The organism is Arthrobacter sp. KKT183 (assembly GCF_055657625.1).
Genome location: NZ_CM145770.1, coordinates 820472 through 846503 on the forward strand (window position 1 = coordinate 820472; position 26032 = coordinate 846503).

General features: G+C 61.9%; 23 protein-coding genes. 7 read left to right on the forward strand and 16 right to left on the reverse strand.

Going from position 1 to position 26032, the window contains the following annotated elements; translation table 11 throughout:
• The first annotated feature begins 55 nt into the window (after positions 1-55).
• Positions 56-1312, forward strand: a complete 1257-nt coding sequence (locus ACZ2GY_RS04060; RefSeq protein ID WP_346028495.1) for a cell division protein PerM — start codon at positions 56-58, stop codon at positions 1310-1312.
• 2 nt (positions 1313-1314) lie between these two features.
• Here the strand turns inward: ACZ2GY_RS04060 and ACZ2GY_RS04065 are convergent, their stop codons facing one another.
• Positions 1315-1758, reverse strand: coding sequence for a hypothetical protein (locus tag ACZ2GY_RS04065; protein WP_277358226.1), 444 nt, complete (start codon positions 1756-1758; stop codon positions 1315-1317).
• A 63-nt stretch (positions 1759-1821) separates the two neighbouring features.
• Here ACZ2GY_RS04065 and purN point away from each other — a divergent pair, with 63 nt between their 5' ends.
• A complete protein-coding gene (gene purN, locus ACZ2GY_RS04070; RefSeq protein WP_346028494.1) occupies positions 1822-2403 on the forward strand; it encodes a phosphoribosylglycinamide formyltransferase in 582 nt (193 codons plus the stop codon).
• A gap of 65 nt (positions 2404-2468) precedes the next feature.
• Here purN and ACZ2GY_RS04075 read toward each other — a convergent pair whose 3' ends face one another.
• The 15 genes from ACZ2GY_RS04075 to ACZ2GY_RS04145 form a co-directional block, all read right to left on the reverse strand.
• Entirely contained in the window at positions 2469-5192 is a 2724-nt protein-coding gene (locus tag ACZ2GY_RS04075) for an alpha-amylase family glycosyl hydrolase (RefSeq protein WP_471673083.1), read from the reverse strand.
• Between the two features lie 62 nt (positions 5193-5254).
• Positions 5255-6604, reverse strand: coding sequence for an MFS transporter (locus tag ACZ2GY_RS04080; protein WP_277358223.1), 1350 nt, complete (start codon positions 6602-6604; stop codon positions 5255-5257).
• 71 nt (positions 6605-6675) lie between these two features.
• On the reverse strand, positions 6676-7686 hold the full coding sequence (locus ACZ2GY_RS04085) for an alpha/beta fold hydrolase (protein WP_471673084.1): 1011 nt from the start codon (positions 7684-7686) through the stop codon (positions 6676-6678).
• Positions 7687-7706: 20 nt separating this feature from the next.
• Positions 7707-9110 (reverse strand): phosphatase PAP2 family protein, encoded by a 1404-nt coding sequence (locus ACZ2GY_RS04090; RefSeq protein ID WP_471673085.1) that lies wholly within the window; start codon positions 9108-9110, stop codon positions 7707-7709.
• Positions 9095-10174, reverse strand: coding sequence for an AI-2E family transporter (locus tag ACZ2GY_RS04095; RefSeq protein WP_471673086.1), 1080 nt, complete (start codon positions 10172-10174; stop codon positions 9095-9097). Before ACZ2GY_RS04095 ends, ACZ2GY_RS04090 begins: the two co-directional genes overlap by 16 nt.
• Positions 10171-10773 carry a DUF2238 domain-containing protein gene (locus ACZ2GY_RS04100; protein ID WP_277358219.1) on the reverse strand — a complete coding sequence of 201 codons (603 nt, stop codon included), beginning with the start codon at positions 10771-10773 and terminating at the stop codon, positions 10171-10173. The genes ACZ2GY_RS04095 and ACZ2GY_RS04100 overlap by 4 nt, the downstream gene beginning before the upstream one ends.
• Before the next feature lie 22 nt (positions 10774-10795).
• Entirely contained in the window at positions 10796-12319 is a 1524-nt protein-coding gene (gene cls, locus ACZ2GY_RS04105; protein ID WP_471673087.1) for a cardiolipin synthase, read from the reverse strand.
• A gap of 2 nt (positions 12320-12321) precedes the next feature.
• Positions 12322-12873: a hypothetical protein gene (locus ACZ2GY_RS04110; protein WP_471673088.1), complete on the reverse strand. Its 552-nt coding sequence runs from the start codon at positions 12871-12873 to the stop codon at positions 12322-12324.
• Between the two features lie 60 nt (positions 12874-12933).
• Positions 12934-13380, reverse strand: a complete 447-nt coding sequence (locus tag ACZ2GY_RS04115) for a hypothetical protein (protein WP_471673089.1) — start codon at positions 13378-13380, stop codon at positions 12934-12936.
• Positions 13381-13504: 124 nt separating this feature from the next.
• Entirely contained in the window at positions 13505-14050 is a 546-nt protein-coding gene (locus tag ACZ2GY_RS04120; RefSeq protein WP_471673090.1) for a hypothetical protein, read from the reverse strand.
• A 297-nt stretch (positions 14051-14347) separates the two neighbouring features.
• On the reverse strand, positions 14348-15436 hold the full coding sequence (locus tag ACZ2GY_RS04125) for a hypothetical protein (protein ID WP_471673091.1): 1089 nt from the start codon (positions 15434-15436) through the stop codon (positions 14348-14350).
• 116 nt (positions 15437-15552) lie between these two features.
• Entirely contained in the window at positions 15553-15699 is a 147-nt protein-coding gene (locus ACZ2GY_RS04130) for a hypothetical protein (RefSeq protein ID WP_471673092.1), read from the reverse strand.
• A 91-nt stretch (positions 15700-15790) separates the two neighbouring features.
• Positions 15791-16540: a YsnF/AvaK domain-containing protein gene (locus tag ACZ2GY_RS04135; protein WP_471673093.1), complete on the reverse strand. Its 750-nt coding sequence runs from the start codon at positions 16538-16540 to the stop codon at positions 15791-15793.
• Between the two features lie 69 nt (positions 16541-16609).
• The gene (locus ACZ2GY_RS04140) at positions 16610-17152 is read right to left on the reverse strand and encodes a hypothetical protein (RefSeq protein WP_471673094.1); all 543 of its coding nucleotides are present in this window, start codon (positions 17150-17152) and stop codon (positions 16610-16612) included.
• Between the two features lie 81 nt (positions 17153-17233).
• A complete protein-coding gene (locus ACZ2GY_RS04145) occupies positions 17234-17755 on the reverse strand; it encodes a hypothetical protein (RefSeq protein ID WP_277358208.1) in 522 nt (173 codons plus the stop codon).
• Positions 17756-18066: 311 nt separating this feature from the next.
• On the opposite strand from ACZ2GY_RS04145, the gene purH reads away from it, so the two are divergent.
• From purH to ACZ2GY_RS04170, 5 genes are all read left to right on the forward strand, one after another.
• Positions 18067-19683, forward strand: coding sequence for a bifunctional phosphoribosylaminoimidazolecarboxamide formyltransferase/IMP cyclohydrolase (gene purH / locus ACZ2GY_RS04150; protein ID WP_471673095.1), 1617 nt, complete (start codon positions 18067-18069; stop codon positions 19681-19683).
• Positions 19684-19754: 71 nt separating this feature from the next.
• Positions 19755-21974, forward strand: a complete 2220-nt coding sequence (locus ACZ2GY_RS04155) for an NADP-dependent isocitrate dehydrogenase (RefSeq protein WP_471673096.1) — start codon at positions 19755-19757, stop codon at positions 21972-21974.
• A 152-nt stretch (positions 21975-22126) separates the two neighbouring features.
• Positions 22127-23287 (forward strand): hypothetical protein, encoded by a 1161-nt coding sequence (locus tag ACZ2GY_RS04160; RefSeq protein WP_471673097.1) that lies wholly within the window; start codon positions 22127-22129, stop codon positions 23285-23287.
• Between the two features lie 93 nt (positions 23288-23380).
• A complete protein-coding gene (locus tag ACZ2GY_RS04165) occupies positions 23381-24889 on the forward strand; it encodes an LPXTG cell wall anchor domain-containing protein (RefSeq protein WP_471673098.1) in 1509 nt (502 codons plus the stop codon).
• Between the two features lie 127 nt (positions 24890-25016).
• Positions 25017-26009 (forward strand): bile acid:sodium symporter family protein, encoded by a 993-nt coding sequence (locus ACZ2GY_RS04170; RefSeq protein WP_471673099.1) that lies wholly within the window; start codon positions 25017-25019, stop codon positions 26007-26009.
• The last annotated feature ends 23 nt before the right edge of the window (positions 26010-26032 follow it).

Consider the following 26032-nt stretch of genomic DNA (forward strand, 5'->3'; position numbering starts at 1 on the left):
TACACCGCCGAGTCGTTCAGGGGCTGATGCACGCGCCGGTGGCACCATGGAAGGGATGAAACTCCCCACCAAGCCCCGTGCGCTGCCGATGCCCCTCTGGCTGCAGGGCGCCTTTGAACTGGGACAGGCTGCGGTGATCTCCGCTTTGATCGTCCTGGTTCCCCTCGGCGCAGTGTGGTTGACGGGCGGTTTTGCCGGGCGCGATGCGCTCGGAACACTCCACCTCGGCGCGCAGGCCTGGCTGGTACTGCATGGTGCGCCCCTTGAACTTGCACGGCCCGACGGCGGCACCGGCCTGCTGTGGGCAGTTCCCCTTGCGCTGACGCTCGTCCCGTTCCTCCTCGCCTGGCGCGCAGGGCGGCGGTTGGCGCGCGCCTCCTACACCGACCAGCTGTGGCAGGCGCTGCTCGGTGCCCTCGCGGTGTATGCACTCTTCGGTCTCGGCGCCGCCTACCTGGCTGACGACGGCGTTACCTCGGCACCGCTTGCGGCCGGTGCGTGTGTGCCGCTCATCGCAGCCGGTGCGGGCCTGATCATCGGCGCGTACCGCGAGGCCGGCTCGTGGGGGCGCCTGATCGGTGTGGACCTCGCGGAGTGGATTGCCACCACCAGCCAACATTCCCGCTGGGCCGGGTCCTACGTGTGGTCCGCGGTGCGTGCTGCGTTCCTTGCGGTCCTTTCCGCGCTCGGACTGTCGGCGCTGCTGCTCGCCGTGACGCTAGCGATTCACTGGGCGGCCATCGCCACCATCTACGAGAGGCTCGACGCCGGCATACTGGGCGGCGCCGTCGTCACCATCGGCCAGCTCGGCTTCATTCCCAACCTCGCAGTCTGGACCCTTGCCTGGTCCTCGGGCGCCGGGTTCGCACTGGGCACCGGAAGCTCCATTAGTCCGCTGGCAACCACGGCTGGGCCGCTGCCGGCGCTGCCCGTCCTCGGCGCGGTACCTTCGGGACAGCTCGAGTACGGGATGGCTGCCCTCGCCCTGCCGGTTGTTGCGGGTATTCTGGCCGGCTGGTGGTTCTTTCGCGAGGGAGAAAACCACTTCGACGAGTGGCTGCAGCTGAAAGTGGAGGCCCGCTGGTTCACCGCCACGGCATCCACCGTCACGCTCGGGTTGTTCATCGGCGTGTTGGCCGGAGCCGGCACGGCGGTTGTCGCGTTTCTCTCCCGTGCATCGGTCGGAGTTGGCCGGTTCGTCGAGATCGGCCCCGATCCCTTATGGACGGCGCTCTTCGTCGCAGCGGAGGTGGGAGTCGGCGTCGTCATCGGCTACGCAGTCAGCCCGCTGCTGGAGCGGGACTCGCGGTAGCTTCAGCGGGATCCCAGCAGTCCGCCGAGGTTGCGTAGATCCTCGTCACACTCCCGTTGGGCCTTCGATGTGAGTGCGGTTGCCATACATTCCTCATACTGCGCGGTGACTGGCCACAGCAGAATGGCGGCGCCGGCACCGAGGGTGAGGAAGAGCGACGCGACCAGACCTATCGTCGTCGAAATCCGTAGCAGCGTCGGGGCTTTCTGGCGGACCAGGCCAACCAGCGCGAGGATGCCGACGGTCACCGCAGCCAGCCCGAAAACAAGGCCCAGCACCTTCCAAGGGAGTGGGAAGCTGGTGCCAAGGAGGGTCCCGAGCAGGAGCAGCATGAAGACGCGCAGGAGGCCGCGGGTTGATGCAATGTCCTTGTCCGGCGGCGGCGAAGGCTGGCCCGACGGCTTTGCGGGCCTGGCTGCCGGGTCGGAGGGCGCGGGTTTGTTCATGCTTCAACCCTAGGACACACCGCGGCACATCAGCGCGGGCCGCCACCTACTACGCTTGAACCCATGCGCATCGTTGTCCTCGTGTCCGGTACAGGCTCCAATCTGCAGGCGGTGATCGACGCGGTGGAGGCCGGTGAACTGCCGGTGGAAATTGCGGCCGTCGGCGCAGACCGGCCCGGCACATACGGGGTTGAGCGCGCCGCGGCTGCCGGCATCCCCACCTTTGTGGCGGACTTCAAGCAGTACGGCAACCGCTCGGACTGGAACGCGGAACTGACGGCCCAGGCTGCCTCCTACAAGCCGGACTATGTCATTTCATCCGGATTCATGCGTATTGTTGACCAGCGCTTCCTCGATACGTTCCCCAACCGGTACCTCAACACGCACCCTGCCCTGCTGCCCAGTTTCCCGGGTGCGCACGGGGTCCGCGATGCACTCGCGTACGGGGTCAAGGTCACCGGCTGCACGGTGATGATTGCCGACGCCGGGATTGACACCGGCCCCATCCTCGCCCAGGCCGCGGTGCCGGTTCTGGAGGGTGACACCGAGGAAACCCTCCACGAACGCATCAAGATCCAGGAGCGCGCACTCCTCATCGACACCCTCCGAGACCTCGCTTTAACGTCATCGAGTGGGCGCGAATAACGGCGTTTGCGGACAAAGGCCGTCATAGGCGCCCACTCGATGGCGTGGGGCGAGCCGCCCGGGGTTTACTCCGCGGTGATGATGTGTGTCCGGTGGTCGTACGTGAAGGTCACCGAACCGCCGTCGTGCGCCAGCGGAATATTGCCTCCGCCAAGCCCGCCGCCGGCACCATAGTTCTCATCCCAGCTCCTATTGATGGCGGCCTTGAACAGGTAGTCACCGGCAGGGAGGTCCACCGTAAGCCGCCAGAGGCCGTCGTCGTCAAGCGTCATTTGCGCCTGGTCACACGCCGGATCCCAGTCGCCCGGGCATCCCATCTCGGAGTTGAGGCTTCCCGGCACTGACACGTTCGCCGGCTGGACTACCACCGGGTCTCCGATGGTGACCGTCCGTACGTTGCTCACTGATTCTCCCAGCGCCGCCCGATACTGCAGCTGCGTGTCATCGGGCAGGTTGAGGGCCGAGACGTCGTCCGTGAGGGTGTACGCCGGTGAGGAGTTATCGGTGCCGATCTCCTCCCACTCGCCGCCGTTCACGCTGCGTTCGAAGGACACCACATGGGTTGCTTTCTCGGGATCCGCAACGGCGCTGAGCTCGACGGCGTCCCGTACCCAGGTGTTCTCCTCAGGAGCCTGAAGCGACACGATCGGCGCAGGCGCCTCGGCGCTCACCACACCGCTGCCGGCAGTGTGGCCCTTGTTGTCCAGGACCACCGCACGGTATTCGAGCGGCGTTCCGGGATCGAGCGCGGCAACATCGTGGAAGACGCGGTACGGCGCGTTGTCATCCGTTCCGATCGGAGTCCAGTCGCCGCCGGCCGTGCGTGCTTCAAAGGACACCTGATAGAAGGAGGAACCGTCGACGTCGGCCTCAACGAGCATGCGTCCGTTGTCAGCTTCCGCCGGTGCCGGCTGAGCGAGACTGACCGCGGGAGCTGACTTTGAGGCGGGGATGCGTCCGGCTGCTTCATAGACAACCGCGGAGAGCGGGGGAACCGTAACCGTGAGGCTTCCGTTGCGTGCAGACTTCACGCGGTCCTCGCCGTCACCGTACACAGATTTGAAGGTCCGAGACGGCATGTAGGTCGGGATCTCGGCGGTCTGGGCTTCTTCGCTGTTGTTCAGTGCCACGACGTACTCGCGCTGACGCTCCGTGTCGATTCGCGAGAAGGCGTAGATCCCGGCTCCCTCGGATGCGTAACGGTGCTGGTGGGCTCCGTTGCGCAGAGCCGGGTGTTCTTCGGTCACCTCTGCGAGCGAGCCGATGGTCTTGTACAGCGGGTGTTCCGGGTTGAAGTTGTCCTCGGCGTGGGTCGCATCGGTACCGAGGAGATCATCATCGAGGTAGTCGGCCACTTGGCTCGCGAAGAGGGTCTGGCGGGCATCCTGATCGCCGCCCGGGCCGGTGAAGCCCTGCTCGTCGCCGTAGTAGATGACAGGGTTACCGCGCGAGAAGTACATCAGTTCGTGTGCCAGTTCGTCGCGGGCAAGCAGCTCGCCCTCGCCGGCGTCAGGGTTGTCAGCGGCCACGAACCCACCGATGCGGCCCATGTCGTGATTGCCCAGGAAGGTGGGCAGGCTGTATGCGTTGGAATCGGCGTCGGTGTACCAGTCGTCGCCGATGAAGAACTGCTCAAGCTGCTGTGCGTCCGCACCCCGGGAAGCGAAGCTGCGGGCTGCCTCCTGGAACGGGAAGTCCAAAACGGCCTGCATGGAGTTGCGGGTGGTGTACTGCGAGGTGAAGTCCTTCGTGGTGTCGAAGACCTCGCCGAACATGAAGAACTCGTCCTTGCCCTGGTCATGGGCGAACTTCAGGACGTCCGGGCCGAATTCCTGCCAGAACCCGTCATCGACGTGCTTCATGGTGTCGATGCGGAATCCGTCCACACCGAAGTCGGCAATCCAGGTCTGGTAGATCTCCTTCATGCCGTCAACCACCCTGGGGTGCTCGGTGAAGAGGTCATCCAGGCCGAAGAAGTCGCCGTAGTAGGAGTCCTCCCCGGCGAAGGTCGTGTCGCCGCGGTTGTGGTAGAGCGTCGGATCGTTCAGCCAGGCCGGAACCTTGAGGTTTTCCTCGCCCTCCTCGAGCACCGGTGCGTATGGGAAGGAGGTCTCCGCATCGAGCTCGGGGAAGTCCTCGCTGCCCGCCACATCGCGGTCATCGAACGGCACGCCGTCAGCGGTCCGGTACGGCACCTCATCCTTGGAAACGTAAGGCATCCGGGTAGCGTCCTTGTACCCGATGACATCCGCGGTGTGGTTGGTGATGATGTCGAAGTAGACCTTCATGCCACGGGAATGCGCCTCGTCGATGAGCGCTTTCAGATCATCATTCGATCCGAGGTGCGGGTCGATCTGCGTGAAGTCGGTGATCCAATAGCCGTGGTAACCGGCCGAGTTATCTGCCGGCTGCACAGCCTTGTTCTTGAAGCTCGGGGTCAGCCAGATGGACGTGGTGCCCAGGCCCTCGATGTAGTCGAGCTTGTTTAGCAGTCCTTTGAGGTCGCCACCGTTATAGAAGCCTTTCCTGGTGGGATCGAAACCGGACACCATCGGATCAGAACCGAGGCCGCCGTCGTCGTTCGCTGTAGTTCCGTTCGCGAAGCGGTCAGCCATCACGAAGTAGAAGTTCTCATCCGTCACCGGCGCGCGCAGCGAGTGCTGCGCTTCGGCAGTGGTTGTGGGACTTGGGCTGTTGGGGCCGGCCGGTTTGGCCTGCGCAGGTAGGGCGGTGCCGGTCGCTGCGAGCAGGGATGCAAGCACGACAACAGTGGCGTTGCGGGCAATCATGAGACCTCCAGAGAGTGGAAAGAACCCTCATAGCGTGTCTCAGATCACATTTAGGTGTCAAATCAAATGCGGGTGCCTCTGGTTTCCGGAGCATTGAAGGCCATCCACAGCACAGCGAGCAGGACCAGCAGCCCCGTCACCGCAAAGGTCAGCGGCAGCCCCAGATACGGCCACAGCAGGGATCCGAAGATCAGCGGAACCAACCCTGCGCCGACCCGCGAGACCGTTGACGCCCAGCCGAACCCGGACCCCCGCAGCTCAGTTGGGTACAGCTCGGACACATAGGTGTAGAGGACGGGAATCGCCACCTGGATGGTGAAACCGAAGGCGAGGAGCCACGCGGTCGCCGCAGCCGGCAGCTCAAGGTTGAGCGCGAAAATCACCAGCACGACGGCGGATAGCGGGCCTGATACCGCGAGGATCCATTTCCTGCCCACCCGCTCAACCAGGAGTGCGGCCGCAACCACACCGAGGAACCCGATACCGGTCATGCCCGCCGTGGTCAGGAAGGCCACTGACTGGCGGTACCCGGAGGCGATGAGGATCTGCGGCATCCAGGTGAGGGCACCGTAGTAGACCAAAAGGATCGACAGGAAGAGACCCCAGGCGGCAAGGGTGATGCGCCAATTGAAGCGCCAGAGCGCAGTGAACTGGCCGGTCAGGCCGCCGAGCGTGAGGCGCGGATCGTCTCCAGCCGGTGGTAGGCGCCACTCGCGCACAGCCCCACCGGTGCTCTTGACCAGCTGGTCGATGACGGCTTTGGCCTCGCCGGTGCGCCCCCGCTGCACGAGGAAGAGCGGCGATTCCGGAACTGAGCGGCGCACCCAGAAGACCAGAAGCGCCGGCAGCACCATGACCAGCATCAGGTAGCGCCAATCTCCAAATGCGGCAATCAGGATCGCGGACACCACACCGCACAGCGCAGCGCCAATAGGCCACCACCCGTCCATGGCGGTGAGCACCCGGCCGCGGTGCTTCCGCGGAGTGAACTCGCCGACCAGCGCGTAATCCACGGGGATACAGCCGCCCAGGCCGAAACCGGCGAGGAACCGGAAGATGCAGAACCAGACCAGGTCACCGGACAACGCTCCGAAGACCGTGAAGAGCGAGAAGATCAGCAGGGTCGCGGTGAACGCCTTCTTCCGCCCGATGATGTCGGCGATCGACCCCCAGGCAAACGCCCCGACCGCCATTCCAATCAGGTTGGACGTGCCAACCCAGGCTGCCTGGCCGGGCGTCAGCCCCCATTCGTCGGACAACAGCGGGATGAGGTAGCCGTTGAGGGTGACGTCCCAGGCGTCGAACATGAACCCGAGACCGCCGATGAGGAAAATCTTGCCCTGTACGCGCCACCGCCATGGCAGGTCCTGAACCACCTGGTCGCCGGTGGGAAGCTCGGTTGAAGTGCTCACGGTTCCGTCCTGACGGCGCCGCCCGGCGCTCCTCGCTCACTGCGACTGTCTGGAACACCATACCGCTGCCGTCAGGGCTGGGCTCGATCCACCAGTTCACGCAGAGCCTCATTCACTTTCCCGGGATGGGTGAGGTTCACCATGTGGCCGGCTCCTTCCACCAGGACCAGCTCGGCAGAGTCGATCTGCTGTGCGAGGTTTTCGCTGCGTTCAGACGGAATGACGCGATCATTCGTTCCGGCCAGGACGAGAACCGGAATGTCATCCAGAACATCCAGTGCTGCGGGAACGTTGTAGCTGACAAAGGCGGGGTAGAACGCGGAAGCCATCGACATGGGAGTGCCGATCCACATGTCCTCCACCATGCCGGCCGCTTTCTCCGGCGGGCCCTGCTCGCCGAAAAGTTTGTGGAGCAGCCAGCGCTGCCCCCACTGTCTCCGGAACGGCGCGATCACGTCGATGAGTGGTGCGGTCAGCCAAAGCGCCCAGGCAGCGACGGTAGCCAGGTGTGTCCTGACCATCGCCTGCGCCGTCTGGCGGGGCATGTTGGTCGCCGGGAGGCGCCCTGCTGCAGTCGACAGAAGCGCTACGGCGGCGATTCTCTCGGTAAAGAGTTCCGGACGTTGTTTCGCCAGCGCAAGAGTGGCCATGCCGCCCATGGAGTGCGAAACGAGGACTATCGGGATGGTGGCCGGCTGCGCATCGATGACCTGCCCGAGGTCATGGCCGAGCTGATCGATGGTGGCCCTTCGGTAACGACCCCACCCACTGGAGCCGTGCCCGCGGTGATCAAAAAGCACCAGACGCCCTGCACCCCGGAGGGCAGCACGCTGCTCATGGAATTCCTGGGAACTGGCAGCGAAGCCATGCACGAAGACGACGGTAAGCCGGGCGTCGGCATAGTCTTCAACGTCGGTATGGAGTTGAATTCCGTCGTCGACCGTGATGGTACTGCCGGGCCCTGCAACGGTGCCCTGCCGGAGATGTCGCGCGTATGAACCGCGGGCGAGCACGGCTGCTCCGGTGGCAAGCACTGCGGTAGCCAGAAAACGGCGGGCATAACTGAGGAAAGTTGTGGGCATGGCGCTTTGTGGGTCACCTTTCATTTCTGGTTTTGGAGACTGGTTGGCTGTGAATGATTCCGCCGTGTGCCGGGTGCAGGTTGGGACTCTTCACGCGATGCACCGCGCGCCGGTTCGAAGCAGCGCCAGCAAGCCCAAACCCAGACGGTGGCGAAGAGCAGGCTAACGATCGTGTCGGAGGGGTAGTGCACGCCCCAGTACAGCCGCGACAGCAACACTCCGAGCACGATGAGCGGCGCGAGGATCAGCCCGAGGTCGCGCAGGCGGGACCGGGTCCAGGCCCGCAGCAACAGAGCCAATCCGCCGTAAAACACAACTGCCGCGGCAACGTGCCCGGACGGGAATGAGGAGGTGGGCGGAACTCCTTCGGAGAGGTGGTCAACGTCAGGTCTGGTTCGTCCCACGATCACCCCGGTGATCAGATACAGGGCGGTTTCTCCCACCACGGCAGTGATCAGGAAGATCGTTGGAGCGCCTCGCCGGGTGGCTGCGGAGAAAATTGCTCCGGTAACAATCAGCGCTCCAATGATTCCCCCGGTCGTTCCGAACGATCCGGCCATGGTGGCAAGAGCATTCCACGTGTCGGTGCGATTCTCGGCGAACCACTCCACCACCGCCTGGTCGAAGGAGCGGACAGGAGAAAGCACCCCTGTAATGAGCAGTCCCAACCCGATGACCGCGCACGCGAGCAGCAGCCATGTACCGCAAAGTATGAGGACGCTGCGACCCCCGCCAGGCAGGAGCGGTTCCCGAACTGGAACCGGCACTAACGCGCGCCGGTCCTCAACCGGCAAACCGGAATGAAGAACCGGCAAGGGCCCGTCCCGCCTGCGCCAGCGTCGGAAGGCCCATGCGCTCACGCACAGCCAGGTCAGGCCGATCAGCCAGCCACCGAGAACCGCCCACAGGGACACCGCGCCTGTGATGGCTCGGATAGCTTCCACGGCGGCCGCCGCCACCACGATTCCGATGATCGTCCAGGATCTGCCCCGGCCTGGGATTACCGGCAGGAACACCAGTAGCAGCGCCCCGCACGTTACAACCAGGTGAACGGAACCAACCGAGAACAAGGTACTTTCGCCCTTGGACACGGCGAGCGCGTTCGTCAGAAGAATTCCTGCGCCGACCAGAATCGCCGCACCTGCCGTCACAACGCCCAGATAAAACCCCAACTCGTAGAGACGGCGGATGAGCAAGCACACTACTACTGACGGCAGGATCAGCCATCCGGCCTGGGCTGCGATCTCGGCAACATAGCCGACGGCGCCGCCGAGCACGCTCAGGAAACCGTTGCTGGGCGGTTCGCTGAGCTGCGACTGAGGCACAAGCGCCTCGTAGGCCAAGCCGATGCCGACCAGCGCGAGCATCCCCACGGTGCTGTGCAGGAGGAACCGGCCCAGCCCATCACTCAACTCTGCTGCCATACGGAATCCCTTTCGGTGTTCCATGACTTGACGACGGTCCAGATGACGGCGGCAACGGGTACGGCGAGGATCGCTCCGATGACGCCGGCAAGGATCGCTCCCACCGCTAGCGCGAGCAGGACCACCAACGGATGAAGCTTGACGCTCTTGCCCATGATGATTGGCTGCAGAAGGTTACCCTCCAACTGCTGAACAAGGACGACGGCGACTGCGAGGGCGAGCGCGGTACCGGCACCGTTAGTGACGAAAGCCACAAGAACGGCGAGAAGTCCGGTCACGGTTGCGCCGATGACCGGGATGAATCCTCCTAGGAAGACGATGGCTGTCAGGGGCAGGGCAAGGGGAACTCCGAGCAGAACCATGGCCAGCCCAATTCCTGCTGCGTCGATGAGAGCGATGATGGAAATGCCTCGGACATAGGCTCCCATGGTTTCCACGGCGTTCTTTCCCGCGCGTCGCGTCCTTTCCAGGCGTACACCTTCGAGGGGGCGGATCAGGAAGGACCACATGGCCTGGCCATCCTTGAGGAAGAAGAACAGAACCACAATCATGAGAAGCAGCGCGGTCAGGAACGTTGCGACGGTGTTGAGTGCGGCGAATGCATCGCTCAGCGACATGCCCTCGGTGATGGATCGAACTGCATTTTCACGTGCTTGATGCAATTCCTGTTCCGAGAAGGGCAGCGGGCTTCGCGCGATATTCTCTGCAAGCCTGCTGAGCCCCGCTTCAGAATTGGCACGAAGTTCGTCCCACTGGGTGTAGATGGAATAGGCCACCGCCGCACCGGTACCGAGAAGGGCAGCCAGGCAGACAAAGAGGGATATGAAGGTGGCCGCGGATTTCGGAAGCCCGCGACGCTGGAGGAGATGGACCAGCGGGCTGATTGCGGCGGTCAGCAGGAGGGCAATCAGGACGGGTATGAGAACCAGCTTCACAGCGCTCAGCGCCATGACGGCTATGACGGCTGCAAAGACCCCGAAGATGAGCACATGCAGTTTCACCGCGGCGTGACCCAGACCGGTGCTCCAGACGCTCCTTCTCCCAGTGGGCTGGTGGGCACTCATTGTCGTGCCGAGCTCTGGATGGTTGAGGTTTGGTCCTTCCACATGGACAGGAATATCCCGGCGATGATCGCGCCGGCTCCGCCCACGGCTATATCGATCAGAGTGTCGATATAGCCGACGTGGATTCCCTTGGAGATGAAGGCGTTGCCTGCCCACTCCGCGAATTCCCAGAGCACTGCCACGGTGATGCCGAAAGCGAAGGTCAGGACCACAATCGAACGTGACGGAAGGGCTTTGCCGACGGGGCTACCGGGAGTGACTTCGGTGCTTGCCAGCAGGAGGTAGAGCACCGCTGCCGATGAGCCGGCCGTAATGAAGTGCACCAGGATGTCCCACCAGGTGATCGCCTCGTAGAGACCGGCTACGCCGCTCCACGTAGCCAGGAGAATGGTAGCGCCGAATGCCGCATCGAAAGGGCCGGCCAGGCGGGCGAGCCGCAGACCGATCAATCCGGCGCTGACTACCGCAAAAGCGAGGATCTCGGGAATCCCATACCAGAGCACGGCGAGCACAATGCTGATGATCGAAGCGATCCTGACGACGTCGCCGATTCGCCGCCAACGGTGGTGGGCGTCGTTGCTGTGCTTGTGGGTATGCACTGGATCAGCCTTTCTTGTGCGCTTACTGTAGGTTCGCCGTGAGCCGGCACGCGTTGTCGAAAAATCTCTGGTGCAAGGGTCTTTTGCTCCACGAGGATAGGTCCAGTCTGCTGCTTTCAGCGGCGTAGTGCGCGGCCAGTTCTTTCAGTTCGCCCACAATGCGCCGGTCCAGCACCAGAAGGCTGATTTCCTGATTGAGCTCGAAGGAACGTACGTCCATGTTCGAGGAGGCGATGACGGAGGTGTAACTGTCAATGATGACGAACTTGGAATGAAGCACAAACGGCTGTCGATAGAGGTGAATTTTGACCCCCGCCCGCAGGAGTTCTTCGTAGTAGGAACGCTGTGCGTGATGGGTCAGTACATGATCAGAGGTAGCACCCAGATGCACATCCACGTCAATTCCGCGCTGAGCAGCCGATGTCAACGCAATCAGCAGCGACTCGTCCGGAACCAGGTAAGGGCTGCAGATGACCACGCGCTGCTCTGCCCCGTAGATGAGGTGATTGAACAGACGTAGATTATTCGAGTTACCCAGTCCCGGACCGCTGGGAACCAGTTGGCAGTAACTGGGCAAGGGTTGGGAGCCCAGCGCGTTCCTGACGGGTCCTGTCGATGGGGCTGCCGCCTGAAGTTGGATATCTTCACGCGTTTCTATCTCATGCGTTTCCGCTGACCAGTCCGCGACGAAAACGGTATTCAACTGGGCAACCGCCGGGCCTTCGACCTCGACCATCAGGTCGATCCACTCGAAGTTCTTTCGCCGGTTTCGCTTCTTGTTGTAGCTCGCATCGATGATGTTCTGTGAACCGGTGAAACCCACCCGGTTGTCCACGACCACGATCTTCCGGTGATTCCTTAGGTCCGGGCGCTGGTATTGGAAGCGCGGCGGTGCAACGGGTAGCATTTTCTGCCAGCTGATGCCTGCAGCATCCAGTCTGGACACCGCAGCTCGGTAACCTGGGAAACCTTTGCTGCCCAGGTGGTCGAGCAGAACGCGCACCTGTACGCCTCGGGCATGTGCTTCTTCGAGGGCAACAAAGAAGCGGTCGGTCGTGGAATCGGCGGCGACGATGTAGAACTGCGCATGCACAAAGGACACCGCCTGCTTTACACACCGCGTCATTGCCTCAAGGTTTTCGTCGTAGTCGGTGTGCAGGGTCAGCTCGTTTCCTGCCGTCAGCGGGGTCGCTCCGTTATTCCGGTTGAGCGTGACCGCAGCAGAGACCGCCGGTGGGATCCGTGCGAGCCGCACATCGAGTTCCGCCTCCTTCCGGGCAGGATCATCGTTCCCCCGTAACTCATCGGCCAGGCGGTGCTCGAAGGCTGCACGGCTGCCACGCAGCCGGAGTCTGCCAAAAAGCAGGAAGATCAGCAGACCGGCGATTGGGAAAAAGAAGATCAGGGCGAGCCAGGCAAGGGCAGAGGAGGGGCGCCGATTGTGGGGGACAGTACCTAAGGCTGCGACGCGGATCAGAAAATCCACGACGACGAGCCACGTCACGGTCTGGCCGGCGGGGGAGCCCCACCACGAGAGTAAATCCATACTCAGGGCGCAGACGCGGCGTCGACCTTGACCGATGTGGCCAACAGGTAAGGGTCATCCTCCCACTGCTCGTAGACTGTGTCGTCCAGGTCGACGCCGAACTCCTCCTCGACCGCCTCAACGTCCAGATACTCGTGAACAGTACCGTTGATGATCAGCGATTGCCCGGGCTCCAACTGTGGAACCTCCCCGTCGTGAACAACCAGTAGCGGGTTCACCGTCGTGTCATCCATACCCGCGATGGTGAACGCCCGTGGGTCGAGTGGTTGCTTGACTTGTGCGGATAATGTCACTTCTTCGCCGAAGTAGATCGTCAGCTCGTCCCAGAAACTCTGGTCATACACTTCGTCGTAGGGTCCGGAATCGAGGGAGTTGTCGGACTCCTCGTCGCCGGCAATGAAACCAGCGTCCGGATCCTCAAGATCCACCCCGGCTTCATAGACGCTCTGCTCTCCACAGCCGGCCACTCCGAGCACTGCAGCCGGCAGTACGGCAATCGTCGCTGCTTTCTTTGCCCATGTCTTTCTTGTTATCGAGCCCATCATTTCCTCCATTGGTGGAACCTGTAGGTCGGGTCCGGCTCATCGACCGTTCGGATCGGTTGTTTTCCGGCCCTATTCGGCCGGTGCGTCGATGGCAGTGACTTCGAGATAGAAATCCCCTATCCAGTCCTCATACAGCGCATCATCGAGGTCAACACTGAGGTCTTTTTCGGCGGTGCTCGGGTCGAATGCTTCCTTGACCGCCCCGGTGACCTGGATGGGCATACCGGGTAGGACGTTTTCTTCGTCCTCCTCGTTCAGGACGAGCAGAGGATTTGCAGTGGGATCGTCCCCGCTGATGATGGTGAATGAGGTGGGAGAAAGCACATCGAGAACCTCCGCGGAGAGGCTCACTTCCTCACCCACATACGTGTTGATCGCATCGTAGAAGTTAGGGTCGTAGTCTCCGTCGTATGGCTCCGGCTCGAGCGCGCACCCGCAGAGACCTGTACCGGCAGCAGTCGCTATCGACAGCGCGATCACCTTCTTGAGGCAGGTCCGTTTCATCGGTTTTCTCATAACCTGTCTTCCTCCTTCCGAGAGTCGAGGTGGAGAAAAGTCAGGTGGCCCAACCCCGAGGCCGGACCACCTGACAATTCGTTCCCGGCCGGTCAGCAGAAGTGCGGCCGGCCGGGAGGTGTTGCTAGCTGTCTGCGTCCACTGAAGTGTCGACAGTTTCGGCGACGACGTAGTTCTCGCCGTCGAAGTCAACGAATGCTTCGTCGTCGAGGTCCAGCCCTGTCTCTTCCTCAACGGTCGGCAGGTCGAAGGACTCCATCACGGTGCCGGTGACTGAGACGGTCAGGCCGGGTGTGACTTCTTCCATCTCGCCTTCGGCAATCACCAGGAGTGCCTCCACCGTGGTGTCATCCGTGCCGGCGATGGTGAACGACTTCTCCGAGACAATCTCGTTGACGTCCGCCGAAAGGGTTACTTCCTCACCGACGTAGCTCTCATAGTCCTCATAGAACCCGGTGTCGTAGGCACCCTCGTAGGGTTCCACGGCTGCGCCGGCGTCAACGGCTTCCTCCTCCTCGGCGACAGCTTCCTCTTCAACCACATCTTCGACGTCAGCGCCCTCTTCTGTGCCTGAAGTGCTGTTACACCCTGCCAGGCTCAAGGCAGCGATTGGCAGGATGCCTGCCATGGCAAGCTTGCGGGTGCGGCTCATCTGCTTGTGCGTTGTCATTTGGGTTTCCTCCTTCGTTGATGGACGATGGCGCCTTGACTCTTGTGAAGTCTTGGTGCGCCCGTTCATCTACGACGTAAGCATGCTTAGTAGTTTGCCCTCAACGAGCGTGACCGTTCTGTTATCACGACTTCCGGGACTCTTCCGGCGGGAGCCACGGTGCCCGTTCCGCTTCATCGCAAGCGTCTGCGGAAGATTGCTGTCGGATGCCTGCGAAGAACATTAAGGAAGGGCAACAGGGATCGTTATTTCGGCGTTACGCTGGGGTCAACACCGGTTGCACGGATCAGTGCTGTTTCAGTCCTCGTATGACTCGGCGAGCTTTCTGCGTTCGTGCTGCCGCCGGCTGTACGTCGCTTCGCGGATTGCCTCGTCCTTATCGAAATTCGACCCCAATGCTCCGGCGATCGTGCCGAGTGATGCCGCCAACCAGGACAAGGTGGCGTAGTCGAGGAAGCTCACGGAGTGTCCTAATTGGGGCTGCAGGTAGCCCGCGGAGATGACTGCGATGGAACCGCCCAGGAGGATGGTGTACAGCACCAGGTACATCATCGTCACGCTCAGGAACACTGTGATGATGGTGGATGCGTTGTCACGTCTGGCCTCGTTGATGTCCCATTTGCTGTGCCGCCTCGTCTTGCTCCACAGTCCGTTGTGCATGATCAGCCAGGCACTCAGCGCGCCGATGCTCAAGACGCTGATCATGAACAACCGGAGCGGGGAAAGTGCGTCGGCCATGTTCCAGATGGATGCATAGAAGATGCCGAAGGCTCCCGAAGCTGCCGCCGCTGCGATGCAACTCGACAGGGCCGGCAGTAGCCGCCCTGGCCGATTGTTGCGGACCATCCCCACCAGTAATCGAAAGCGGCCGGACCTGCCCGACGTCGTGAGATAGCTCGGCTTGTCCCGCTCCTCTCCGGGGTGGTAGGAAATCCTGCCCAGGCCCACCCCATCGAGTTGGTGGAAAGCGGTCGCCAATGGCTCTGCTCTCAGGGCATGGACCAGCGCCAGGATGAGTCTGCGCGCTTTAGCTTGAACGCCAACGGCGCCCAGCACCGGAAGGGAGATCAGTGCGCCGCTCATCTCGTGGTCTATCTCCACAAGCATCGGTTCTCCGTCTGCGGCCCTGGGCAAGTCAGTCAGATAGAAGAGGTAGTCCCAGCCGTTCTCGTTCTTCAGCCTTTTCGTCAGGGAGAAGAATGGAATTTCTCCCTCGGAATTAAGCGGCAGCTTCTCGCGCTTCGTATGTACCTTCCAGACTTCTGAGTCATCCGTCCCCTGCCGCAGTTCGTTGGCGAGTTTGCTCTTGAGCTGGTGCATGATCTTTTCAGGCAGACCTGGATCTGCTATCAACCCAACCGTGAATTCACCCACGAATGTTTCCAATCGAAGCTCCGTACTGGATCCGGGTACAAAATGCGAAATCGGCTGGCGGGAGTACCTTCCCCGCCAGCCGCTTCCGCTTCATGATGTTCTTTCAGCGAGGATTCGCGTAAGAGGTTCTAATCGTCCTCTTCAACAACTTCCTCGTCGACTACCTCTTCCTCAACGGCCGGATCATCGCAGCCGACGACTCCCACCGCGGCAAGTGGCAACAGCGCCGCCACTGCAATCTTCCTCCACCAGGAATTCATCGGTGCGTTGTTCATGACTCCTCCTTCGCGTGCAAGAACCGACACTGGCAGGACGGCCCGATGCACGGGTTGTGGATTGATTTGCGTCAGTGTCACCGACCGCCGGTTAGCGGCGGTTACGGTCGACGTCGTCGGTGTCGATTTGTTCCTTGCGGACTTCCTCATTCACGGTCTGCTCTTCGGTGACCGTGTCCTTGTTCAGACGGACGCGCTCCACCGGCACAGCTTCCTTATCTACGACGGGTCGCTCCTCGTGGAGGACCACCTCATGCTCGTCCTCACTGACGCCCTGGCCGCTGAGGGCATCACCGCGGTTGGCTTCGGTGATCGGCTCTCGCTCGACGCGCACCTCTTCACGCTGAACCGGGACTGTTTTAGTGACATTCTCCGTAACGACAAACTTGCGTAGACGAGCCCGTTCGGTCTCCTGCCGCTCAGTGCCTACGTGGAGTTGCTCCTCAGAACGAGTCATTGAGTCATCCGTCACCGGCCCCGAGGTGTCGCGACCAACGGAGTTGGGCTCCGAAACGTAGTCCCCGTCCGTTATGCCGTAATAGCGGTATAGCTCGGCTTCCTCCAGCTCGCTCAAGTGCGCGTCGGGAGCTACCTGCGGGGCGTCCTTAATAGTGGCCTTCGTGTAGCCCACTCGTACGTCGTCGCCCTCGAGCGTTGCGCCGTCAAGCGGTGCAAAAGACTCCTTCGATCCGAAGAGCCCCGTGTTGACCGTGACCCAGCTCGGGTTGCCGGTACGGTCATCGACGTAAATTTCTCCGACAGAGCCGACCTTGTTGCCGTCGAAGTCGAGGACGTTGCCCTTGGAATCGAGGATGCGGGAAATATCGTTCTGGGTGATCATGGTGTTCTCCTTCACTCAGTACCCTGTACCGGGAAAGCATCGTGGTGCACGGAAGAAGCCGTGCCGGCATTATTGCTCTTCGAGGATTTCGGCGCTCGTGACGGCGAGGTAGGGATCGCCGACGTAGTCGGCGAACAGTTCATCCTCCAGATCAATTCCGAACTCCTCCTCGACGGCAGCGACGTCGAAGGCCTGCTCGACAGTTCCGGTGAGCTTGACGGCCTGACCCAGGTCGAGGGGAGGGATTTCCTGCTCCTCGATCACCAGCAGCGGATCGACGGTGGTGTCCGGACCGCCCGCAATCACGAAGGAATCATCCGTGAGGGTCGCCGTCACATCCGCTGAGACGGTCACTTCCTGACCTACGTAACTCTCAGCATCGTCATAGAAGTCCTGGTTGTAAGCGCCGTCGTAGGGTTCAAGGGCGGGATCCGCTTCCTCAGCGACGTCTTCCTCATCGATCAGTTCATCTTCTTCGACGATGTCCTCGACATCCGTGCCTGTCTCAGGCCCGGATGTGCTGTTGCAGCCTGCCACGCCAAGTGCGGTGATAGGAAGGATTGACAGTGTCGCTGCCTTCTTCATCCAATTCTGCTTACTCATCGTGCCCATGACTCCTCCTTTTATGGATCGGGATTCTTCTCTGTGGGGCCGGCCGGCCAACGCATGTGGTTGACCGGCCGGGAGGTGTGGTTAGCTGTCGGCGTCCACGGAGGTGTCGACGCTCTCCGCAACGACGTAGTTCTCGCCGTCGAAGTCAACGAACGCTTCGTCGTCGAGGTCCAGGCCTGTCTCTTCCTCAACGGTCGGCAGGTCGAAGGACTCCATCACTGTGCCGGTGACCGAGACGGTCAGGCCGGGCGTTACTTCCTCCATCTGGCCATCGGCAAGGACGAGGAGTGCCTCAACCGTCGTGTCATCGGTGCCGGCAATGGTGAAGGACTTCTCGGAGACAATCTCGTTGACGTCTGCCGAGAGCGTTACTTCCTCACCGACGTAGCTGTCGTAGGCTTCGTAGAAATCTGTGTCATAAACGCCGTCGTATGGTCCGGATTCCGCGTCTACCGCGTCGTCCTCCTCGACCACGTCTTCGACGTCAGCGCCCTCTTCGGTGCCCGAGGTGCTGTTGCAGCCTGCCAGGCTCAGTGCGGCGATCGGCAGGATGCCTGCCATGGCAAGCTTGCGGGTTCGGCTCATCTGCTTGTGCGTAGTCATTGGGTATTCCTCCTCTATCGGTGGATTGTGGCGCCGAAGCGCCGGTTCCCTATCTACGTAAGCGTGCTTAGTACTTCACTCCAACCGATGAGACCTGTCTGTTATCAGCCGTCCGCGGACCCTGTGCAACGGGGGAAGGTGGCCACACAGGCGTCATGGCAGGCCTGCGAGCAGGTCCGGTTGGGAAAGCACGGTTTCGAACATTAAGGTTTCACGCCGCTGATCGTTATTTGCGCGTTATTTCCTGCCCGGACTCCCGCCCTTTTAGACTGGAGATCATCCCACCGCACTCATTCCCCTTGGAGACCTGCGTGACCTTGACCAACCTTGATCGTGTTCCCATCCGCCGAGCGCTGATTTCCGTCTATGACAAGACCGGTCTGGAGGAACTTGCTCAGGGGCTGCACAACGCTGGCGTCCGCATTGTGTCCACCGGGTCTACTGCCAAGACCATCGCGGCGGCAGGCATCCCGGTGCAGCAGGTCGAGGAAGTCACAGGTTCACCGGAAATGCTCGACGGCCGGGTGAAGACGCTTCACCCGCGCGTGCATGGCGGGATTCTGGCTGACCGCCGTGTCCCGGCCCATATGGACACCCTCGCCGAGATGGAGATCGAAGCGTTCGATCTGGTGGTGGTCAACCTTTATCCGTTCGTTGAGACGGTGAAGTCCGGCGCCTCAGCGGACGACGTCGTCGAGCAGATCGATATCGGCGGCCCCGCTATGGTGCGCTCGGCAGCCAAGAATCATGCCGCCGTCAGCATCGTGGTGGATCCGACGTTCTACGGCAGTGTTGTCCGCGCCGCCGGCGAGGGCGGCTTTGACCTGAAGACCCGCCGTCGGCTGGCCGCACGCGCCTTCGCTCACACTGCCGCCTATGACAACGCGGTCGCCTCCTGGACGGCAACGCAGTTCCAGGACGAGGACGACGACGGCCTGATTGACTGGCCTGCCTACGCCGGCCTGGCGCTGGAGCGCTCGGAGGTACTGCGCTACGGCGAGAACCCGCATCAGCAGGCAGCGCTCTACGTGGACAAGGCCGCTCCTGTGGGAATTGCGCAGGCGGACCAGTTGCACGGCAAGGCAATGAGCTACAACAACTTCGTCGACGCCGATGCCGCGTTGCGTGCCGCCTACGACTTCCGTGAGCCGGCCGTGGCCATCATCAAACACGCCAACCCTTGTGGTGTTGCAGTTGGCTCATCAACGGCAGCGGATCCCATCGCGGATGCCCACGCCAAGGCGCACGCCTGCGATCCCGTATCCGCGTTCGGCGGCGTCATCGCAGCTAACCGTACTGTGACGGCCGGCATGGCAAGGATGGTGAAGGACATTTTCACCGAGGTTGTCATCGCCCCCGGTTTCGACGCCGAAGCGGTTGAGATACTTTCCCAGAAGAAGAACATCCGCCTGCTCGCCCTGCCCGAGGGCTACGATCGCTACCCGACCGAGATCCGTCAGGTTTCCGGCGGCGTCCTGATCCAGGTCACGGACACCGTGAACGCCGACGGAGATGACCCCGGGAACTGGACACTCGCGGCGGGCGAGGCAGCGGACACCGCAACGTTGGCGGACCTCGCTTTCGCCTGGACCGCCTGCCGTGCCGCGAAGTCCAACGCAATCCTGCTCGCCCGCGATGGTGCCGCCGTCGGCGTCGGAATGGGACAGGTAAACCGGCTGGATTCCTGCAAGCTCGCGGTGGAGCGAGCAAACTCGCTCGCAGGTGAGGGTAACGAACGCGCGCACGGTGCGGTGGCGGCGTCGGACGCGTTCTTCCCGTTTGCCGATGGTCTGCAGATCCTGATCGATGCCGGTATTCGCGCTGTCGTTCAGCCTGGCGGGTCGGTACGCGACCAGGAAGTCATCGATGCGGCGAATGCGGCGGGCATCACCATGTACTTCACCGGAGCACGCCACTTCTTCCACTGAACCGGTACGTTAGACACAGTTGAAGCACCAACAGACTCAGTACAAAAAGAGCCCTCAGGAGACGCCTCACCATGGCTAAAATTATCTATACCCACACCGACGAAGCGCCGATGCTGGCCACGTATTCGTTCCTCCCGATCATCGAGGCTTTCGCGTCGACCGCCGGGGTAGAGGTGGAGACCCGCGACATCTCGCTGGCCGGGCGCATCATTGCGACGTTCGGCGACTACCTGACCGAGGAACAGCGCATCGGTGACGCGCTCGCCGAGCTGGGAGAACTGGCCACCAAGCCCGAAGCAAACATCATCAAGCTGCCGAACATCAGCGCGTCGGTGCCGCAGCTGAAGGCAGCTATCGCGGAGCTTCAGGGCCAGGGTTACGCACTGCCGGACTACCCGGACAGCCCATCCAGTGATGAGGAATCCGACGTCCGCGCGAGGTATGACAAGATCAAGGGCTCGGCCGTCAACCCGGTGCTTCGCGAGGGCAACTCGGACCGCCGCGCGCCCCAGTCGGTGAAGAACTACGCCCGCAAGAACCCGCACACCATGGGCGCGTGGTCAGCCGATTCGAAGACCAACGTCGCGACCATGAGCGAGGGTGACTTCCGTTCGAATGAGAAGTCCGTTGTCATGTCCTCCGATGACTCGCTGACCATTCAGCACGTTACACAGGACGGCACGGTGAACGTTCTGAAGAAGGCGTTCCCGGTCCTCGCCGGCGAGGTTATCGACGGAACCGTCATGCGTGCGGCGGCCCTGGACGAGTTCCTTGCAGCCCAGGTTGAGCGCGCAAAGAATGACGGTGTGCTGTTCTCCGCACACCTCAAGGCCACCATGATGAAGGTGTCAGACCCGATCATCTTCGGCCACATTGTCCGCGCGTTCCTGCCTGAGGTCTTTGCCGCCTACGGCGACCAGCTCCAGGCAGCAGGGCTCAGCCCCAACAACGGGCTCGGCTCCATCCTGAGCGGCCTCGAGAAGCTGCCGTCCGGCACCCGCGAAGAGGTGGAAGCTGCCGTCCGCAAGGGCATCGAGAACGGACCGAAGCTGGCAATGGTGGATTCGGACAAGGGGATCACCAACCTGCACGTTCCGAGCGACGTCATCGTCGACGCTTCCATGCCCGCGATGATCCGAACCTCCGGTCACATGTGGGGCCCGGATGGAGAAGAAGCAGACACTCTCGCAGTGCTGCCGGACAGCTCGTACGCGGGCATCTATCAGGTAGTGCTTGACGACTGCCGCGCCAACGGTGCCTTCGATCCCACCACCATGGGCACCGTGCCGAACGTCGGCCTGATGGCCCAGGCCGCCGAGGAATACGGCAGCCACAACAAGACTTTCGAGATTGAAACGCCGGGCAAGGTCCAGATTGTGGATAATTCCGGTGACGTCCTGATCGAGCACGATGTCGAGCCGGGTGACATCTGGCGTGCGTGCCAGACCAAGGACGTCGCCATCCGCGACTGGGTCAAGCTCGCGGTCACGCGAGCCCGTGCATCAGCAACGCCGGCCGTGTTCTGGCTTGATGAGGAGCGCGCGCATGACGCCAACCTGATCGCCAAGGTGAACGAGTACCTCGAGGAGCACGACACCGACGGTCTCCATCTGGAGATCCTCTCTCCGGTGAAGGCAACCGCATTCACCCTCGAACGAATCCGCAAGGGCGAAGACACCATTTCCGTCACAGGAAACGTACTGCGGGACTACCTCACCGACCTGTTCCCCATTCTTGAACTGGGCACCAGCGCCAAGATGCTCTCCATCGTTCCCCTGATCAACGGCGGCGGCCTCTTCGAGACGGGTGCGGGTGGTTCTGCTCCCAAGCACGTCCAGCAACTCGTCCGCGAGAATCACCTGCGCTGGGACAGCCTCGGCGAGTTCCTTGCGCTTGCGGTCAGCTTCGAGCACCTTGCCACCACGGCAGGAAATGCGCGTGCCCAGATCCTAGCGGACACGCTCGACCGTGCAACGGCTACCTTCCTCCTGGAGAACAAATCACCGAGCCGCAAGGTCGGCGAACTCGACAACCGTGGAAGCCACTTCTACCTTGCCCAGTTCTGGGCCAAAGAGCTCGCAAGCCAGAGCGAGGACGCCGAGCTCGCAGCGGCATTCTCCGCAGTGGCGGAACAGCTGACGTCCAGCGAAGACACCATCCTGTCGGAACTGCTCGCAGTCCAGGGAACACCGGTGGATATCGGCGGCTACTACCACCCGGACATCACCAAGGTGGTGGCCGCGATGCGGCCGTCGCAGAAGTTTACTGAAGTCCTCTCGACCCTCGGCTAGGACCGCATGCAGAACGCCCCGCACCCGCGATTCGCTCGCAGGTGCGGGGCTTTTTGCTTGCAGAAGCTGAAGACGAATAGTCGATGAGCTGTTTACACCGGGTAAGAAGCATGTTTTCCTTGAGGCTCAGCATTGACCGTGGGGGTGATGGCATGAGCAGGCGAAACCGCCGTTCGCTCATCTCCTCTGTGCGCATTTCCCTCCTCAGTGTCGGAGGCGCTTTCGGTCTGCTGGCGTTGTCTGCGGGCGCAGCACAGGCGGTCGATGCCGGGGAGCGCAATCTGCTGGGGTCCGTCACTTCCGTGGTTGAGTCGGTAACGACTCCCGTGGAATCGGTGGTCCAGAATATTTCAGGACCCCTCGGCGGTGTAGTTGAGGCAGTTCCTGTTGAGGCAGTTGCGCCGATCCCGTCCAACGAGAATTCTGCACTGCCCGCGGTCTCGGACGTCATTCAAAATGTGCCACCCGCTATCGCGAACATCAGCGCGGTCGAGACGGTTGCTCCGGTCACCAGCCTGGTGGACGCTGCTGTTTCCGAACTGCCTGTGGTGAACGTGATCGTCCCGCCGGGAACAACCACAGCCGTTACCCAGCCTGTCCTGGAAGCCGTTGATGCAGCAGCCGCACCTGTGCTGCCGCCGGTCCAGGAAGTCGTGACGCCGGTCGTAGAGGTGCTTGTCCCTGTGGCAGAGACACTCGATCCCGTGGTCGAGGTTGTCCATCCTGTGGTCGATCCGGTGGTCGAGGTTCTTGAACCGGTTACCGATCCTGTGATCGAGGTTGTTCGTCCTACTGCGCCTGACGAGATTGTGGCACCCCTTCCTGAGCCTGTGAGCGTTGACCCACCTGTCTTGCCCGAAGCTCCCACTGAGCCGTCGGTTGCTGACCCCCAGGTCTCTGCGGAGGAGGAAGTAGCAACGCTTATGGCGCCCATCCGTTTGCCTGGCGAAGCGCTGCCGGCTGCTCAAGAAGCCCCAGAAACAACTGTTGTTTCGGGATCTGTGACAGTGGACGCACTGGCAACTGACTTCCACCCAGCGGACTCACCACACGGTGCGGTGTATGCACTGCAGGGGCTTCCAGATCTTGCGGTGGCTGATCTTCAGCAATCGGACGGTTCGGTTGGCATCGCGGCGGGTAATGCCGCTTCCGGCGCTGCTGCTGCAGGGTCAGCAGGCGCGAGCAGTCCATACGCCGCTGACAGCCATTTTTCTTTCGATTTCAGCATTTCTTCTCTTGGCGCTTCACAGTTCGGCTATCTTGCTGCGCTGTCTTCTGGGCCAACTTTCGACCCCGGTTCAACTCCTGATTGATGAGCCGTCGGTTGCCCTCATACGGGCGGCAGACGGTCACTGTGGCGCGCTCTTGCGTGCTATCCATACTCATCAATTCAGGAGAAACACATCATGCATACCTGCATACAACGAGGAATCAAAGTATTCCTCCTCGCCGGGGGCATCCTCGTCCTTGGCGCCGGGGCGGCATCAGCCGATGAGACCGGCATAGCGGTAGTTGGCGACGTCGTAGCGCCCGTAAATGTCAGCGGCAATTCCGTCTCGGTGATTGGGGACGCTTCCTCTGAGGGGTCGACGTCGTCATCGGATGGAGTGGCCGTCGATAGCAGTGATCCTGCTGGCACCACCGGATCGGAAGGCAACCTCCTCGGTGGCGTGACCGCAGCTATCGAGGCAGCCATACCAGTGAATTTGAGTGGTAACTCGATCTCACTGATAGGTGATTCCTCAACCGTTGGCTCTACTGCAGCGGCCGGCGGTACCATCGGCGGTGGCGAGGCCCAGGCTTCGGTGGGGGAAGGGCATATCGGTGATATCACTGCCGGCGTTGCCGCTGTAGCACCGGTGAATGTGAGCGGGAATCCTATCGCAGTAGTGGGGGATACGTCCTCGACCGGCTCGGACGCCGCAGCTATTGGCACATCCAGCGACGGAGAGGTGGCAACCTCGTCGGGTGAAGGCCTGGTCGGCGATATCGCTGCAGGCGTTGCCGCCGTCGCTCCGGTGAATGTTGGTGGTAACGCGGTGTCGGTGATTGGTGATTCTTCGACCAGTGGCTCCGATTCTGCTGCTGGTGGTGAATCCTCGGGGGATACCTCGACAGGTGCCGCTGAAGGCACTGACGATGGCGGGCTTCTTGGTGATGTTGTCGGTGATGTTGATGCGGTTGTGCCGGTGAATGTTGGTGGTAACGCGGTGTCGGTGATTGGTGATTCTTCGACGAGCGGTGCTGATTCTGGTGCTGAGGGTTCGACGTCCGGTGACACCAGCAGCGGTGGTTCCGAGGGCACTGATGATGGCGGGCTTCTTGGTGACATCGGAGTTGACCTCGGTGTGATCGTTCCTGTCAACGTTGGCTGCAATGCAGTCTCGGTGATTGGCGACAGCAACTCGTCCGGTTGTGGATCTGCCGCGGATGGTCCTTCTGTTCCCGTGAGCCCTGAGGATCCGACTGATCCTGAGACCCCGGTTAATCCCGAGGATCCGACTGATCCTGAGACCCCGGTCAACCCTGAGAATCCGGGCTCGCCCGCTGAACCTGGCTTCCCCACGACGCCCGGTGATGGAGTAACCCCCGGTGAAGGGGACTCTCCTGCTAACGGTGGCCCTGCTGTTCCAGGTGATCAGAGTGGTACTCCCGGCAACGGGGCTCAAGGTGGCAACACTGCTTCGGACAACGGTATGACCGCCGAGTCCACGGTGGTTTTGGCGAGCGCCGGCGTCATGGCCAGTGCCGGTACAAGCGCTGCCGCTGACACGAACGCCACCTCGGGCAATGCGACCCGTGGCAGCCTCGCGCAGACAGGAACCGATTCGTCGGTGCTGCTTCTGGTAGGAGGCCTGCTGCTGGGATGCGGTGTTGCCCTGGTGTCGCGTCGGCCCCGTACCGCACGCATCTAGGTTGAACCACGGCGATGGCCGGAGCCCACGTGGCTCCGGCCATTCGCCGCGCCTGCGTTAGGTGCTACTCGTAACAATTCCGGGCCGGATGCGACGGCGGTGAAACGCCCGTGTTACTTCTTGAAGCATGAAATCGCAACACTCAGCTGCGTCCGCTGAGGAACGCAACGCGCGCATTGCAGTTACCATTTTCCCGCTGCTTGTCCTGGGCGGCGGCGCCGTCGCGTTGATGATACCGACGGCGTTCACCGGCCTCGCACCGGCGATCAATCCTCTTCTCGGAGTCATCATGTTCGGGATGGGCCTGACCCTGACACCGCCGGATTTCGCAATGATTGCCAGGCGCCCGATTCCGGTGGTGATCGGCGTCGTTGCGCAATTCGTAGTGATGCCGCTGCTGGGGCTGCTGGTGGTTTCCGTGCTCGGACTGCCGGCCGCCCTTGCAGCCGGTGTGATCCTCGTTGGATGTTGCCCCGGCGGCACAGCATCCAACGTGGTGTCTTACCTGGCCAAGGGTGATGTAGCACTGTCAGTCGCCATGACCACTGTGTCGACACTGCTTGCTCCGCTCCTGACTCCTCTGCTCACCCTCTGGCTGGCAGGACAATACCTACCGGTAGACGCCGGCGCCATGGCATGGTCCATCGTCCAGATTGTGCTGATTCCCGTGGCACTTGGTCTGGCCGCACGCCTGCTCCTGCCTCGTCTTGTGGCAGCGGCGCTTCCCGTACTGCCCTGGATCTCGGTTGCCGCGATCACCCTGGTGGTCATGGCTGTAGTCGGGCTGAGCGCCGAAGCAATTTTCTCGGCGGGCTTGCTTGTGCTGCTGGCAGTAGTCCTGCACAACGGCCTCGGGTATGCGCTCGGCTATGGAGCTGCACGAGTTTTCAAGCTGCCGATTCCGTCCCGGCGCACCACGGCGATCGAGGTTGGAATGCAGAACTCGGGCCTCGCAGCAGGCCTCGCCCGGACACATATGACCCCGGAGTCAGCCCTCCCCGCAGCAATATTCTCGGTCTGGCACAACGTCTCCGGCGCACTTCTGGCAGCGTACTGGCGACGCCGCGGTGCAGCCGGAGAGACGCAGCGGCCAGCGCCGGAAACGAACCTCGCGAGCTAATTCAACTCACGGTGGTTTTTGGG

Bases quoted from the DNA above. Each gene is read 5' to 3' on its own strand.
- ACZ2GY_RS04140 (WP_471673094.1), bottom strand. From the start codon at position 17,152: ATGGGCACGATGAGTAAGCAGAATTGGATGAAGAAGGCAGCGACACTG.
- ACZ2GY_RS04090 (WP_471673085.1), bottom strand. From the start codon at position 9,110: ATGGCAGCAGAGTTGAGTGATGGGCTGGGCCGGTTCCTCCTGCACAGC.
- ACZ2GY_RS04145 (WP_277358208.1), bottom strand. From the start codon at position 17,755: ATGACTACGCACAAGCAGATGAGCCGAACCCGCAAGCTTGCCATGGCA.
- ACZ2GY_RS04155 (WP_471673096.1), top strand. From the start codon at position 19,755: ATGGCTAAAATTATCTATACCCACACCGACGAAGCGCCGATGCTGGCC.
- ACZ2GY_RS04115 (WP_471673089.1), bottom strand. From the start codon at position 13,380: ATGAGAAAACCGATGAAACGGACCTGCCTCAAGAAGGTGATCGCGCTG.
- ACZ2GY_RS04135 (WP_471673093.1), bottom strand. From the start codon at position 16,540: ATGATCACCCAGAACGATATTTCCCGCATCCTCGATTCCAAGGGCAAC.
- ACZ2GY_RS04160 (WP_471673097.1), top strand. From the start codon at position 22,127: ATGAGCAGGCGAAACCGCCGTTCGCTCATCTCCTCTGTGCGCATTTCC.
- ACZ2GY_RS04130 (WP_471673092.1), bottom strand. From the start codon at position 15,699: ATGAACAACGCACCGATGAATTCCTGGTGGAGGAAGATTGCAGTGGCG.
- ACZ2GY_RS04120 (WP_471673090.1), bottom strand. From the start codon at position 14,050: ATGACAACGCACAAGCAGATGAGCCGCACCCGCAAGCTTGCCATGGCA.
- ACZ2GY_RS04085 (WP_471673084.1), bottom strand. From the start codon at position 7,686: ATGCCCACAACTTTCCTCAGTTATGCCCGCCGTTTTCTGGCTACCGCA.
- ACZ2GY_RS04170 (WP_471673099.1), top strand. From the start codon at position 25,017: ATGAAATCGCAACACTCAGCTGCGTCCGCTGAGGAACGCAACGCGCGC.
- ACZ2GY_RS04060 (WP_346028495.1), top strand. From the start codon at position 56: ATGAAACTCCCCACCAAGCCCCGTGCGCTGCCGATGCCCCTCTGGCTG.
- cls (WP_471673087.1), bottom strand. From the start codon at position 12,319: ATGGATTTACTCTCGTGGTGGGGCTCCCCCGCCGGCCAGACCGTGACG.
- ACZ2GY_RS04065 (WP_277358226.1), bottom strand. From the start codon at position 1,758: ATGAACAAACCCGCGCCCTCCGACCCGGCAGCCAGGCCCGCAAAGCCG.
- ACZ2GY_RS04110 (WP_471673088.1), bottom strand. From the start codon at position 12,873: ATGGAGGAAATGATGGGCTCGATAACAAGAAAGACATGGGCAAAGAAA.
- ACZ2GY_RS04075 (WP_471673083.1), bottom strand. From the start codon at position 5,192: ATGATTGCCCGCAACGCCACTGTTGTCGTGCTTGCATCCCTGCTCGCA.
- ACZ2GY_RS04095 (WP_471673086.1), bottom strand. From the start codon at position 10,174: ATGAGTGCCCACCAGCCCACTGGGAGAAGGAGCGTCTGGAGCACCGGT.
- purN (WP_346028494.1), top strand. From the start codon at position 1,822: ATGCGCATCGTTGTCCTCGTGTCCGGTACAGGCTCCAATCTGCAGGCG.
- ACZ2GY_RS04165 (WP_471673098.1), top strand. From the start codon at position 23,381: ATGCATACCTGCATACAACGAGGAATCAAAGTATTCCTCCTCGCCGGG.